The following is a 14,389-nucleotide window of genomic DNA, read 5'->3' as shown; positions in this document are numbered from 1 at the left end:
TCCATTCTTAAAATAATTATTATGAAAAAAAGCTTATTGTTAATTCCTTTGATTATTGTTGCCTGTAAAAAAGATCCAGCTGTGACAAACGTTCCGGAGAAGGATTCTACAGTGGTAACAGAAATGCCGGATTCTGTGGTAAAAACAGATTCTGCAGCATTAAGAAAGAAAGACTCCATTATTAACAATGCTCCGGCCACTAAGGAAGTTCTGCGAAAAGGGGTGATGAGAAATGAAAAAGACGGACAGATCATAAGAACCGCGGATGCTAATCAGCTGCCTTTTACCATTGGAGAAGAATTTACAAAAGATGATCAGGATTTTATTTTAAAACTGACCCACTACGACCGCCCGAACATCAAAGCAAAAATTTCTACCAAAGAAAAGGACTTCAATATCCGGTTCAATCAGATCAGACTTCCAAACGGAAATTATGATGGGCCTTTCGGAAGAGAAATCACCTATGATACTCCCGGAAAAGGTGAAGTATGGCTGATTATCGGGAAAAGTAACATGGCTTCCGGAAATACAAAAGGAAGTTTTACGGTAACTGTAGAATAAAATTCAATCAATTTGGTACAATTTCTGCAAACTAACCTTTAAGTTTAAAATTTAAAAATTATGAAAAATATAGTTCTAACAGCAATGGCCGCTTCAGCTGTACTCGTAAGTTGCGGAACCGTACAGTCGCTGGTTCAGAATACATTTCCATACACAACGAATGTTTTGGTGTCTACGGGAGTTCCTGCAGATAAAGAAGTTTCTTCCACTGCAACAGCTACCAATGTACAGACCTGGTTCGGAGGAAATAACAATGCAAAAATTAAAGACGTAAGAATTTCAGATGCGAAAATCTCTGTAGCTTCTCCTTCAGGAGGAAATCTGGGTGCTTTCAAAACTGTAAAAATATACGTTTCATCCAACGGAACGGGAGAAAGACTCATCGCTTCGCGTTCCAATATTTCCACCAATTCTTCCAGCTTAAATCTTGATCTTAATGATACCGGATTTCTGGATGAAATTGTAAAAAGTTCTGGTTTAACAGTAAGAACAGTGTACGAGCTGAAAAATCAGACCTCTTCAGATATGAACATCAAAGTGGCACTGAATTTCAGCAGTGTTCCTGCGCAATAAGTGCAAAAAAAATTACTATTTAAAAACCCTCTTGCAGTATTCTGGAAGAGGGTTTAATGTGAAGTAAAATGTATATAAAAATCTTTATTTTTTAGAGCTTTGTCAGTTTTTCAACAACTCTTCTCTGGCCTTCATTAATATTAATAATATACTGACCTGTCGGTAATTGGGAAATATCAATTTTCTCATTTGGTACAACTGAATTTTTGATAACCGTACGACCCTGAAGGTTAATAATCTCTACATCCAGTTTTTTATTTTCATTGCTTTGAATAGCGATAGAACTGCTGGACGGGTTAGGATAGATCTTAACTTCCAATGCCGGTAAAGCTGTAACAGGTGTTGCCAATTTACTTTCCAGCTGAAGAATCGCATTCTTCACATTGGGAAGAGGTCCGATCTTTTGGCCGGTCACAGTTCCTCCCTGAGGAATCCCCGTTGAAATTAAAAGGTTTTTCATCGCTGAAGGGGTTAAGTACTGACCTGTAGTCTGACGATAGTAAGACTGGATCAAAATAGCCGCAGAAGATACCACCGGCGTAGCAGAACTGGTGCCGCTGAAATAATTATAGGTTCTGTTGTTATCATTGTCATATTTCGCATAAGACCCATAACCTGCTGCCATCACACTGCTTCCCCAGCCCTGTACATCCACTCTGTTTCCATAAGTACTGAAACTTAATTTTGAATGGGTAGTATTGGGAGATCCTGCTCCTACAATGATAGCTCCGCTGTTTCCTCTCGCAAGATACGTAGCATAAAAAGGGTCATCCAGGTTCTGATTCCCGTTACCTGCCGCTGCGATAATAATGATTCCTGAATCAGTAGCAGCTTTTGTAAGATCCCAGATTACTTTATCATATTCTGCAGGACAATATTGCCCGTCTTTTCCGCCAGTCTGCATTTCATACAAAATAATATCTCCGGCCTGAGAAGCGTTGATGGATCTGCTCACGGCAGAAGCTCTGTTATAACCTACTGTCGTCCATTCCATATAGCCTTTTATCTCAGAAGTATTGTAGGCTGCTCCCGTAAGCCCAATATTATCTTTTACAGAACCTAAAATACTTACTACTGCCGTTCCGTGATCACGGTAATTATTATTGGCCAGTCCGGCATTTGGAGAATATCCCGGTTCCAGTTGTATGGAGTTTTGATTAGACAGCATCTCGTGAGTTTTATAGAACCCATATTCTACATCCCGCACACGGATATTCTGGCCTGTGATTCCTCGGGACCATGCATATTTGGCGTTGATTCCCGGATTATCATTCAGGTAGGTCTGCAGGCTTTCCAGATCAGGAGTTGCCACAAAAGCATTTACCAAAGGTGGTTCGATAGGCTCGCCACTCATTACAGATACATATTCTATCTCAGGAAACCTCTCCAGAGTATGGATGATTTTTTCTGAGGTTTCTTTATTTTGAATAGGAATATCAGCCTTATAAATTCTTTTCAGTTTTTCCACAGATTCCGTGGAATTTCCGATGGCCTTGCTGTTTCTGGCCATTTCATCAAGTTTGCTGTCTGTGAAGTCCAGATCATACTTGAATGCGATGTGATTTTCTCTTGAAAATCTTTCCAGATCAGCGTTTCTGCTGAAGGCTGTTTTTTCTGAATTGATGCCTTTTGAAAAGCATACATAAATAATTGAATTTTGTTCAGTAGCCATTTTGGGCTGACTGTCCTGCCCGAATGACAGAGTAGAACAGAACGCAAACAATGCGAAAAGATTGATTTTTGTTTTCATACAATTTTGTTAAATGGTTGTGAATCAGTTTTGATTTGCGTCAAAAATAATAATAAATTGAAAACAAATCACATTTTTGTGAATTTAATTTTAAAATTTTTACTCTTTTCTTTTGTATAAAGGATTTTTTTTTTTTTTTGAGTTATAACCTCACAGGTTTTCAAAACCAGTGAGGGTTAAGAGCGCATATTTTATACGTACTCATCAAAAAAATACGCTTCATAAATTGAAGCGTATCGGATGTATTTTACATATTTGTCTTTTTCTGCTTAGCTTTTGGTAATAGAATCCATTACAATGGTTACAGGCCCGTCATTGACCAGAGAAACCTTCATGTCAGCTCCAAAAATTCCGCTTTCTGTTTTTAATCCCGATTTGGCTATTTCCTCCTTAAAATACTCAAAAAGCGGTATAGCTTTATCCGGTTTTGCGGCCTTTATGAAAGAAGGTCTGTTGCCTTTTTTATAATCTGCAATTAATGTAAACTGGCTGATGCAAAGAATTTCTCCTGAAATATCTTTCACAGAAAGATTAAGCTTGTCATCTTCATCACCAAAGATTCTAAGATTTAAAACCTTCTGTACAAGCCAGTCTGCATCAGCTTTTTCATCATTTTCATCGATACCTGTCAGCAGCATAAGCCCTTTTCCGATTTCACCCACAATTTTTCCGTCCACTTTTACACTGGCTTCGGAGACTCTTTGTATAACGATCTTCATTTTGTATTTTTAATAATAAACATTTAAGGTTTTACTTGCAGCATCGTAACTGTAAGGATAGGTCTTAGGTGGCAGAGAAGTTTTTGCACCCGATTCCGGTTGTCCCGTACTTAAGATCCATCTGGTATTATCCTCAGGACATACGATGGCAATATTATCTTTTACCTCAAGAGTAGTATTGTTATCAGGACATATGTGCGGTGCATTTCTGTCATACACTTTAAATCCGTTGGCTGTACGGACAATAATCAATCCTCTGGTTCCTGACTGTTGCTCGTTCACATAAATCCAGCCGTTGATATTGTTTAAAGCATAATAAGCAGGCAGGTTTAAATTAAGTGATACATTGATAGGAACATTGGGAAAGCAGGTTACCGTATCTTCTCTGCTTCCACATGAGTTTATGGTTAAATTGCTGAAAATCAATAAACTGAAAATGGATAAGATTGAAAAAGTTTTTTTCATTTCAATTTAAATTTTTATATATTTGTAAAAATTAAACGATTACAACACGAAAACATTGTCCGGCAAATGTCGGATTATTTTTTTATACTAAAACTAAATTTTGAAAATTATGGCAAGCTATGTAACTAAGGAGGGCCTAGAGAAAATGAAAGCTGAGCTGGAACAGTTGGAAACTGTGGAGAGACCAAAAATTACTCAGCAGATCGCAGAAGCAAGAGATAAAGGAGATTTATCGGAAAATGCAGAATATGATGCGGCTAAAGAGGCTCAGGGGATGCTTGAAATGAGAATTTCCAAGCTGAAAGATGTTATTTCTACTTCTAAAATTATAGACGAAAGCCAATTAGATACTTCAAAAGTTTCAATCTTAACAACAGTGAAACTTAAAAATAATGCTACCAAGCAGGAGCAGGTATTTACATTGGTACCGGATAATGAAAGCGACCTGAAGACAGGGAAGATTTCTGTGAATACACCTATCGCAAAAGGTCTGTTAGGAAAAGCTATTGGTGAAACTGCTGAAATTATTTTACCCAACGGAAACAAACTGTCTTTCGAAGTATTAGACATTTCTTTATAGTCTGATATCCCTTTCTATTTCTAAACTTCTAAATATCTAACCCAAACTTCTGATAAAATGAGCACTATATTCACGAAAATCATTAATGGCGAAATTCCCTCTTATAAGATTGCAGAAAATGAAAACTTTATTGCATTCTTAGACGCAATGCCTTTGGTGAAGGGACATACTTTAGTTGTACCTAAAAAAGAAGTGGATCTGATTTTTGATCTTGAAAGTGAAGAATACAAAAACCTTTGGGGATTTGCCCAAGAGGTAGCCAAGAAGATCAAAACTGCAGTTCCATGTGTGAGAGTAGGAGTAGCAGTGGTGGGACTTGAAGTTCCTCATGCGCACATCCATCTGATTCCTTTAAATAAGATGGAAGATATGAATTTCAGAAATGAAAGATTAAAATTAACGAACGAAGAATATACAGAGATTCAACACTCAATTATGAATTCTTAACAACCAGAAAATCGTAAAAAAGTAATTTTTTACGATTTTCTTTAACATATACATATATATTATATCATATGAACTCAAACCAATGTTCTTTCTGCGGCAGAAAAAGAAATGAAGTACAGATGCTGATTTCCGGGCAGAATGGTTTTATTTGTGAAAATTGTATAGAGCAGGCACATGCGATCGTAAAAGATGGTGCATCCAAAACAGGATATTCACCTGCAGACAGCATGGATGAGCTTAAAAAACCAAAAGAGATCAAAGAATTCCTTGATCAGTATGTAATTGGACAGGATCAGGCAAAAAAGCAGCTTTCAATCGCTGTATATAATCATTATAAAAGATTACTTCACGCCCAGGACGAAAACAGGGAGGTGGAGCTTGAAAAATCAAACATTATCATGATAGGGGAAACCGGAACAGGTAAAACCCTTTTGGCGAAAACGATTGCCAGAGAGCTTAATGTTCCTTTCTGTATCGTAGATGCTACTATTTTAACAGAAGCCGGATATGTAGGAGAAGATGTTGAAAGTATCCTTTCAAGACTTCTTATGGTGGCAGATTATGATGTGGAAAAAGCTGAAAAAGGAATCGTTTTCATTGATGAGATTGATAAAATTGCCAGAAAATCAGACAACCCAAGTATTACAAGAGACGTTTCCGGAGAAGGAGTACAGCAGGGATTGCTGAAACTGCTGGAAGGAAGTATTGTGAATGTTCCGCCACAGGGAGGAAGAAAGCACCCGGATCAGAAATATATTCAGGTAAATACCCAAAACATCTTATTTATTGCAGGAGGAGCTTTTGACGGAATCAAAGAAATCATCGAAAGAAGAATGAACAAGCAGGCCATCGGGTTCAGCTCTGAAAAAATCAATAAAACTGACGAAGACGAATATATATTAACAAATATTAATGCAATTGATCTTCGTACTTTCGGATTAATTCCGGAACTTTTAGGAAGATTTCCAATCATCACTTACCTTGATAAACTCACCAAAGAGACTCTGGTAAGAATCATGAAGGAACCTAAAAACTCTATTGTGAATCAATTTGTGGAACTTTTTAAAATGGATGGCACAAATTTGGTTATTACAGACGGAGCCATTGAAAAAATCGTAGAAGAAACTATTGAAAAAGGACTAGGTGCAAGAGGTCTTAGAGGGACCACCGAAAAAGTTCTAGAAGACTACATGTTTTCAATAGGAGAGGAGAAAGATATCATCTTAAATGAAGATAATGTTTTGATTAATAGATAAAAAATTTTTTTTTTAAGAAAAATAATAATACCTTTGCGGGTGAAGATTGTATTAACACACAAATAATTTATACAATGAGAAAAAGTTTATTTGCTATAGGTCTTTTAGCAATTAGTTATTCTGTTCAGGCGCAGATACTATGTCATGTTGACACTAATGCTAATATGTATGTGAGCGAAGGCACCCTAGTTTATAGCGGTGGAGGTGTACAAACAAAGGGTAATGGCCTTTTGGACGTGCATGGAAATATTATGGTTGTAGGATCTGGTACAGATGCTTTTAAGACAATTAATGCTGCCGGAACAGGTGATAAAACTGATGGTGGAAATATCATCTTAAGACTGAATACCCCTGCTTCTTTTGCTACTTCCACGTATGGCCAGCTGTACATCGATGGGCTATCCCAGTCCAACATTACGGGTATTGTAACCAAAGAGTACAGAACTACAAGTAATGGTAGTGGTAATTATTTCCAACAAGTTGCTTTGCCTTTCTATGGTAAAGCTTTAAGCTCATTATCTACTGAAGTTGGTAAGACTTTCAATACGGGGAGATACAGCAATCCAATTCTTAAGTGGGACAACGCTAATGCAGTTTCTGCACATTTTACAAATTTAGCAACTACAACTACTGATGGTCCGGGATATTATATGCTGAAAGTTACCAATAATGATTGGAATCCAAGCACACCTGCAACCGGAACAGTATTCAATATTAACGGAAAGCCATATGCTCCGTTAGCTGGAACTGTAACATTGCAGAATGGAGGAAAATCTAATTTGGGACCTTCTAATGTCGTATTCGGAGCTGGTGGTAATGCTGTGAATTCTTACAACGAAAAGTACAACACTTATTTAGATGACAGTTTTGAGTTTACTACAAGCGCATGGGCTGGAACATTTGGACAAAACTGGTATCAGTTTGGTAACCCATTCCTTACCAATTTAGATTTATCTAATATCGGATATACTGAAAGTGTTACCGGATCAGACGGAAATGCTGTAAAAAATATCTGGGGTATTGAATATAACCCGGGTACTGTTGTTACACTTCCGGGAGGTTCTACTTATGCTACAGGTGCTCAGGTGGTTACTTTTGTTACTACAGGTGATGGTGTTGCTCCAGCTGTTGGAGATGTTGATAATGTAGTAATGAAACCTATGCAGTCATTTAAAATAAAGTTAAGAGACAATACAGCTCAGACTTTAGATTTTAATACACTGAGAAGATTCAAATCAACAGCAAGAGCAGCAGGTACCCCTAACGGTGTAAATGCAGCCAGAATGGCTGGTAAAGGTACAAACAGTACAGTGAAACAGCTTGGGGTAATCGGTCTTGATGCTAATGGTAAAGAGATTTCCAGAACATATTATGTGGTTTCTCCATCATTTACAACAGGACACCAGGTTTCTACAGCTACAACAGTTCAGGCTTCAGCAGGTACCAGAATCATTGGTACTTACGAAGAAGCGCTGAATGGTGGGTATGATAACAATTATACTAATTATTGGTTATATATTAACGAAGCTAATGAGAGTAACTTCCAAGGTAAAAATGTTAAGTTAGTTAACTATAAACTTGATCAGGTTAAATCTTATAAGTTCGAGATCAGAGAAAATGCAGAACTTATTCCTGCTGGGACACACCAGTTATCTTCAGGAATTGGTTTCTATTATAAAGCGGAAAATGGAAATTTAGTACAGGCTAAACAAGGAGATGTTGTAGCGGTAACAAATGAAGAAGCTAACTTGTATTATGGTGAGCCAAGTAATATTACTTTGGCTGTAGATAAAACAGCTCCTAGTGTTTCAAGAACACTTGTTGTTTACGATCCATCAGTTACAAATTACATTGTTAGATTTGATCCAAAATGGAAAAAAGCGGACATTCAAGTTTATGATATGAGCGGTAAACTGGTAATCTCTAAAAAAGCGGTTGAAACATCCCGAGATTTTGTAATCGAGCTTGATGGCTCAGTTAAAAATTCATATGTTGTAAAAATCGTTTCTGATAAGGGAGAAACTGTTAATACTAAAATCTTAAAATAAACCACATGAAAACTATTAATAAACTAGTTCTGGCGTTTTTCCTGTTTGCTGTATCTTTAGCAAATGCCGCTCCACCACAACCAGCAATCCCGGGAGGAGGAGGAAACGGAGGAAATGGTACCGGGTCACCTGCCTCACCAATTGATATGTATGTATATGTACTTGGTATCGTAGCAATTGGATTTATTGTTTACTTTACAAAAAAGTACAAGAGCGTAAAAGCATAAAATTTTATTAAAATAATATTAAACTCTCTGATTAGTCAGGGAGTTTTTTTATTTTTACTATATGAAAAAAATTTATATGCTATCTGCAGTTTTAACTGCATTTGCTCTGCAGGCTCAATTTACTGTTACAATTCAGACTCCGGCAGATTTTAAAGATCAGGACGCTATTTTATATACATTAAACGGATCGAAAGATATTATTGTTACTAAAGAACAGAGTAAGAATAGTACGTGGACTTTTAAATATCCGGGCCATTATATGGGGATGATGAAAGTCTATTTCCCTGGCTCCAATAATACCGTAAGCTTTATTTCTGAAAATAAAAATGTCAACTTTAAACTGGATATTCAGAATAATAAAGTGAAGGATGTTATCTATCTGGATGAAGCCAATAATCTGATGAGTAAACAACAGGAGGGTTCACAAAAGAAAGAGCTTATTTTACCGGCTTTAGCACAGATTAAAGAATATTATAAAGATAATACAGACTTTGGGAAAGCACTGAAAACAGAAATTGACAGGCTTTCCGGCACATCAAGCTCTATTGATGCAGCGCAACACCCGTTTATTGCTTATTACAATACGAATTACAGCAAGTTTCTTTCCAACTCTCCTGATTCCGTGAAAAAAGTAGATCAGGAAGAAATAATCAACTTTCTGGACAAATCCGGTGATATGCTTGAAAGCTCATCATTATTAAGACCTTTGTTGGTGGCTTATCTGAATTCAGGAGGGAATACAAACGTTACGGCTTCTGTTGATAAGGTATTGGATCGTTTAAAGGTAGAAACTCCAAGAGGGCAGACTGTATTGTCAGAATTGATTGATATTTTTGATGTCTATCAGATGGATGAATATAAGAGTAAATATCTGTCTCTTGCCAAAAATCTTAAGTGTACCATTAACGATAGACTTGCTTCTACGTTGAAATCGAATGCGAACATAGAAATGGGTGCTGTTTTTCCTAATTATAAGTTCCAGTCACCTGTTAATACCACTGCAAAATCATTACACGATATTAAAGCAGATAAAAAGGTTGTTGTGTTCTGGTCATCCACATGCTCACACTGTGAAAGTGAACTTCCAAAACTTTTGGAAAAATACAATGATCTGAAATCAAAAAATATCCAGATTGTAGGGCTGTCTTTGGATGTGGATAAGAATTCATATACCAAAAAAATCGCTGCATTTCCCTGGGTGAATGATTCAGAATTGAGAGGATGGAACAGCAGTTACACAGATTTGTATAATATTCATGCAACTCCGACGTATTTTATTTTGGATGCTAACAATAAGATAATCAGCAAACCAGATCATGTTGGAGATGTTTTAGAATATTTTAAGGTAAAATAATTTTGGAGGTAAAGAAATATTTTCTATATTTGCACCACCAAAACGGCGAGGTAGCTCAGTTGGTTAGAGCGCAGGATTCATAACCCTGAGGTCACGGGTTCAATTCCCGTCTTCGCTACAATAAACCGCAATCATTACATCAATGATTGCGGTTTTTACTTTAAATAATCCCGATATGATCCCGATTATCATTCTTTTATTTAGAAATCCCATTTTTGAGATTCAAAAATATAGTCTTTTTCTTTATATCCTTGTGTTGTACTTTGAGAGTTTTTTATTTTATCATATTCCTTCATAAAATATTCATCTGGAATTAATATCTCCTTATATAAATTATGAATCATTCTAAAATCTGATAGAAATTTATTTTCTATTTCCCATTCAGGAGCAAATGCTAAATAATTATAAAATAGCATTGCTTGTTCGTAGTTTGAAAGTTGAGCTCTTAATATTCTTAAATACTTTCTTTTTTCTATATATGTTAGGAAGTCATTTTCTATTGCTACATATTTAACAGTATGATATAAATGTCTATAATAGTGTCCGAGTTTGTTTTCATGTCCTTCAAATAAAGTGTAATTTGATCTAATCTCAATATCAAGAAATTTAGTCCCAGCCGGATTATCATTTAAGAAATTCCTTTCAAAATCACCTTTATTATCTATTATACTAATTTTATAATCGCTTTCATGCATGGAACTTACCCCATTAAAAAATGCACTATAGGGAATTGAAAAATTGAAAAATTGTAATCTATTTCCTAAGAAATTCATATAAATCTTATATGCAAAATTTAATTCATTAGAAAAATATAAAAAAACATCTCTTCCTTTAATTGTCTTAATCTGTCTGTGCTTTTCAGTTATAGGTGATCTTGATGCTAACAAATTTCTTGAATTTTGTTTTTCAGTATTATATATTTTATTTTCAGTATAAACATATAAGTCTATTTCAATCTCATTTACATTTTCTTTATGTAATCTTAACATTTCGTAAAACTGAGCTTCAAATTGATTGAAACGATTGTCTTCTTTTTGTATTTCTAACTGCTTTTGAAAAGTTTCTTTTTGGTTTTGTAATTCTGTTTGAAAATTATTAATTTGTATTTCATTTGCCTTTAACTGCATGTAAAATGCAAGACCTGTAACAATAACACCAGCAAGAGCAATAAAAGGGTTTGCTATTCCTCCTATAGTATCTCCAATGGCACCAGTATCTGTATTAAATTCAATGAAACTTTTGAGTTGCGTTAATACTAAAGGAGCAATAAAGGAAAGTAATATTAAAACTATTGCCAGAAAAACTAGATTTTTTATCCATCCCCTCCAAATAGGTTGTTGTTTGTTATTTTCGTCCATAATTAATTTTAAGATTTTATTTCATCTTCTAAATCGTAAAGTAAACTTTTTACGATTTAAAACCATACTTTCTTTCTCTTTTTCTAAATGCCTCTTCACCTCCCTCAACAATATCTGCTATATGTTCTCTTATTCCCATGCTTTTCAACAAATTTTTTTCGCTTTTATCATATTGTCTGGTTTCTTCAATTGCTCCATTTATATAATCAAAAGTATAAATGCTTGAGGTTTCTTTATCGTTTTGACCTTTTTGATGTGCAATGATAATATTTTCGGCATCGGCATTTACAACTACATTTGCATTATGAGTAACTAATATAATTTGTCTTTCTAATTTCTTTTTTCTTAGATATTCTACCAAGTCTTTTGTAATAGAACGGTTATCCAAATTGTCTTCCGGCTGATCTATAAGTATAGGGGCATTTGAATTGCTTAAACCAATTATGAGCATTAAAATAACGAAACTTGCTTTTCCTGTAGACATCTTATCCATTTTGTCTCCATCATATAAGGTTTCCCAATAATCTACAAAATAATCATCTAATAAAACTTTTATTGCATTTGCTGGATTTTTTCTATTTTCAGAATTAAGGACAAAATCTTGTGTTTCTGTTATCGAGGAAAATAATGCTTTTATTTGGTTTAAATGAGCATTATTATCAAATAATATCAAATCTTCTCTTTCCTTAAAAAGGGTATAATTATTTTCGGGAAAACTTCTTAAATCACTAATTCCCCTTATTCTTTTATTGAACTTAGATGCATTAAATTTTGCAGACCCTTCAATTATTAATTTGTCTTCTTCTGCCAATGACGCTCTATCTTTTAGGATCTCAACAATTCTAGGATATTCATTAAAATTATCTGTATAAAGTTTAAATAATTTTTCTTTTTCCTTTTGAAGCTCTTGCTTATTTAAAATAATTTCATCTTTTAATTTTTGTATTTTTTGTAAGGTGATCTTGTCATCACTAACAGTTTTCTCAATTTTGGAAGTTTCCTCCCTAATTTGTTCATTTTTTTGATAAACTTCTAAGTCTTTATTTATGCTATTCCTTCTTTCAAAATAACTATTATAAATGGTTTTAAATAGATTATCATTGACAAATTGTTTTTCTTCAATTTTTAACAGATCCTTAAAAGAATTAAGTTCATCAAATTTTTCCGCTATGAAATCAAATTTTGAGTTAAATAGCGTTTTTATTTCTTCTCTATTAATAGATTTTTCTATTAATTCTTTTCTACTCTTTAATTCTTGTAAAGCATTAATAACCTCCGTATTAAAACCTGTTATTCTTTTGTAGTCTTCATTAGTTTGTGTGATTTCAGAATTAATTGTTTCTAATTGATTTTTTTTTGCATTATAATCTTTAATTTGCTCTTCCGTTAATCCTAACCCTTTTTTTAATTCTTCAATCCTCCTAGAATTAGATTCAATACTTTTTTTTAGTGCTTCTTCATTTCCAAGTTCTTTGAGTTCCTTTTCTTTCTCACTGATATAATCTTTTATCTTAAAATAGTTGTCAATAATATCATTGCGTAATTTATCATTAGACCGAACGTTGTGCAAAAATTCATCATATTTTTCATTATGTTCAGGTGATTCTAGTAATAGGCCTCTGACATATTTTAATAATTCATTTCCTTTTTTATTTTCATTAGGTTCTGCCAGTTTTGAAAGATAGTTTTGAGGTATATATTTTATGTTTGTAATAATTGAGTTTTCTCCGTCATATAACCTTTTAGTTGCACCAGATGAAGTAATAACTTCAAAATCAAAATCTTTATCTTTTTCTCTAAAATTATACTTTTCCTCACCATTTATACTGGTTATTTTGGAAACTTCATCATTTGTTTCTAAGGTTTTTGCAATATTATAGAGCAAAATAGATTTTCCAGAAGATTTTCCACCGATGATGACGTTTAGATTTTTGTTTAAATGAATTGTTTCAGAATTAAAGAGATTATCATTTGAAATGTATTTTACAGAATCAATTATTAATTTATCTTCTTTAAAATCAGGTTTATGATTTTGTATTTTCACTCTGTCTTGAGGTTCATAAATAATATGCTTTAAACCTTCAAATGTTGGTTCTGCTTTTATCCAAAGATTTTGTTTAATAACGTAGTTTTTGATATCATGATTATCGGAACAGATAATCATTGGAAGTCTTCGCTTTATTGCAGGGAAAACAATAGTATTATAATCATTTTGATCGTTTTCTTGTCCTAATTCATAGATGTCAATATAGCCTGAAACTAATTCTATTTTTTGAGCCATTTTGTAAGGCAATGAATTAGTTATATTTTCAACAGTATTTGTTTTGCTTCCTGCATGGACAGAAACTAAGCCACCTAAACTATGAATTAGGTTGCAAGTTTCTTTAAAATCACAGTAAATATTATTATCTCCTCCTTTATCTTGAATATCTTTTGCAGTAATTCCACAGCTTGATTGAATTTTAATCCAGAGATCATTAACATCAGATTTTTCAGAAAAAATTCCGATATAATGAATAGATTCACTTCCTCCTAATTCTGCTCTAAATTCTATTCCTGGTAAAATAGTAACTTTTCCAGTTCCTAATCGTTGGAGTTCTTTAATTCTATGTACATCAATATAATGATGATCTGTAATTGCAATCACTTCAATATTATTTGAAATTAATATGTCAATGATTTCTTGATTAGAGATACCTTTGTTTTTGTAATCATAAGATGATGGTGTATGAAAATGTAAATCCCATTTTCTCCATTCTGACCCGCTTTTTCTCATTTTAAAAGTTTAATATTGTTATTAATTTTAAATTGTTATTTCTTATTTAAAAATATGATTATTGCGAATAAATATATTATGGTTAACCGTAAAACAATTTAGGTCTCTCAAATTTAATTATTTACGACTTGATTTACGTTTATAATTCAATTACAATTAGATTATATTATGGCAGATGAAATTACTGTAATTTTCAAAAATTGGCTATCGAAAAAATCAAATAGATTAACTCTTTAAATTTTACTGCTTTTTTAATATATCAATTTTTTATTCTT

The 14,389-nt window shown here is 33.8% G+C and carries 13 protein-coding genes and 1 tRNA gene; 9 read left to right on the top strand and 5 right to left on the bottom strand.

Annotation, left to right across the window (positions count from 1 at the left end):
• The first annotated feature begins 21 nt into the window (after positions 1 to 21).
• Both AB1278_RS20660 and AB1278_RS20655 read left to right on the top strand, forming a co-directional pair.
• Complete coding sequence (locus tag AB1278_RS20660) at positions 22 to 561, top strand: hypothetical protein (RefSeq protein ID WP_110010693.1); 540 nt, start codon at positions 22 to 24, stop codon at positions 559 to 561.
• A gap of 60 nt (positions 562 to 621) precedes the next feature.
• Complete coding sequence (locus AB1278_RS20655; RefSeq protein ID WP_110010694.1) at positions 622 to 1,134, top strand: hypothetical protein; 513 nt, start codon at positions 622 to 624, stop codon at positions 1,132 to 1,134.
• 91 nt (positions 1,135 to 1,225) lie between these two features.
• Here the strand turns inward: AB1278_RS20655 and AB1278_RS20650 are convergent, their stop codons facing one another.
• The 3 genes from AB1278_RS20650 to AB1278_RS20640 all read right to left on the bottom strand — a co-directional run bounded on the left by AB1278_RS20650 (position 1,226) and on the right by AB1278_RS20640 (position 4,068).
• Positions 1,226 to 2,884, bottom strand: a complete 1,659-nt coding sequence (locus AB1278_RS20650; RefSeq protein WP_343641194.1) for a S8/S53 family peptidase — start codon at positions 2,882 to 2,884, stop codon at positions 1,226 to 1,228.
• Between the two features lie 269 nt (positions 2,885 to 3,153).
• A complete protein-coding gene (gene dtd, locus AB1278_RS20645) occupies positions 3,154 to 3,603 on the bottom strand; it encodes a D-aminoacyl-tRNA deacylase (RefSeq protein ID WP_343641196.1) in 450 nt (149 codons plus the stop codon).
• A gap of 9 nt (positions 3,604 to 3,612) precedes the next feature.
• A complete protein-coding gene (locus tag AB1278_RS20640) occupies positions 3,613 to 4,068 on the bottom strand; it encodes a hypothetical protein (RefSeq protein WP_343641198.1) in 456 nt (151 codons plus the stop codon).
• A gap of 109 nt (positions 4,069 to 4,177) precedes the next feature.
• Here AB1278_RS20640 and greA point away from each other — a divergent pair, with 109 nt between their 5' ends.
• The 7 genes from greA (at position 4,178) to AB1278_RS20605 (ending at position 10,098) form a co-directional block, all read left to right on the top strand.
• Positions 4,178 to 4,648, top strand: coding sequence for a transcription elongation factor GreA (gene greA, locus AB1278_RS20635; protein ID WP_110010698.1), 471 nt, complete (start codon positions 4,178 to 4,180; stop codon positions 4,646 to 4,648).
• 57 nt (positions 4,649 to 4,705) lie between these two features.
• Complete coding sequence (locus AB1278_RS20630) at positions 4,706 to 5,095, top strand: HIT family protein (RefSeq protein ID WP_110010699.1); 390 nt, start codon at positions 4,706 to 4,708, stop codon at positions 5,093 to 5,095.
• Positions 5,096 to 5,163: 68 nt separating this feature from the next.
• Entirely contained in the window at positions 5,164 to 6,351 is a 1,188-nt protein-coding gene (gene clpX, locus AB1278_RS20625; protein ID WP_110010700.1) for an ATP-dependent Clp protease ATP-binding subunit ClpX, read from the top strand.
• A gap of 74 nt (positions 6,352 to 6,425) precedes the next feature.
• A complete protein-coding gene (locus tag AB1278_RS20620) occupies positions 6,426 to 8,399 on the top strand; it encodes a T9SS type A sorting domain-containing protein (RefSeq protein ID WP_110010701.1) in 1,974 nt (657 codons plus the stop codon).
• A 5-nt stretch (positions 8,400 to 8,404) separates the two neighbouring features.
• The gene (locus AB1278_RS20615) at positions 8,405 to 8,626 is read left to right on the top strand and encodes a signal peptidase (protein WP_110010702.1); all 222 of its coding nucleotides are present in this window, start codon (positions 8,405 to 8,407) and stop codon (positions 8,624 to 8,626) included.
• 61 nt (positions 8,627 to 8,687) lie between these two features.
• Complete coding sequence (locus AB1278_RS20610) at positions 8,688 to 9,980, top strand: TlpA family protein disulfide reductase (RefSeq protein WP_429816720.1); 1,293 nt, start codon at positions 8,688 to 8,690, stop codon at positions 9,978 to 9,980.
• Positions 9,981 to 10,024: 44 nt separating this feature from the next.
• Positions 10,025 to 10,098: transfer RNA gene (locus tag AB1278_RS20605), tRNA-Met, on the top strand.
• A gap of 82 nt (positions 10,099 to 10,180) precedes the next feature.
• Here AB1278_RS20605 and AB1278_RS20600 read toward each other — a convergent pair.
• Entirely contained in the window at positions 10,181 to 11,338 is a 1,158-nt protein-coding gene (locus AB1278_RS20600; protein ID WP_429816717.1) for a putative phage abortive infection protein, read from the bottom strand.
• Between the two features lie 49 nt (positions 11,339 to 11,387).
• Complete coding sequence (locus AB1278_RS20595) at positions 11,388 to 14,114, bottom strand: TrlF family AAA-like ATPase (RefSeq protein WP_429816714.1); 2,727 nt, start codon at positions 14,112 to 14,114, stop codon at positions 11,388 to 11,390.
• Between the last annotated feature and the right edge of the window lie 275 nt (positions 14,115 to 14,389).

It is taken from the genome of Chryseobacterium sp. NRRL B-14798, from assembly GCF_050470705.1.
GTDB lineage: Bacteria > Bacteroidota > Bacteroidia > Flavobacteriales > Weeksellaceae > Chryseobacterium > Chryseobacterium cupriresistens.
Note: the sequence above shows the minus strand (reverse complement) of the source record. Positions and strands in the feature narration are given on the sequence as shown.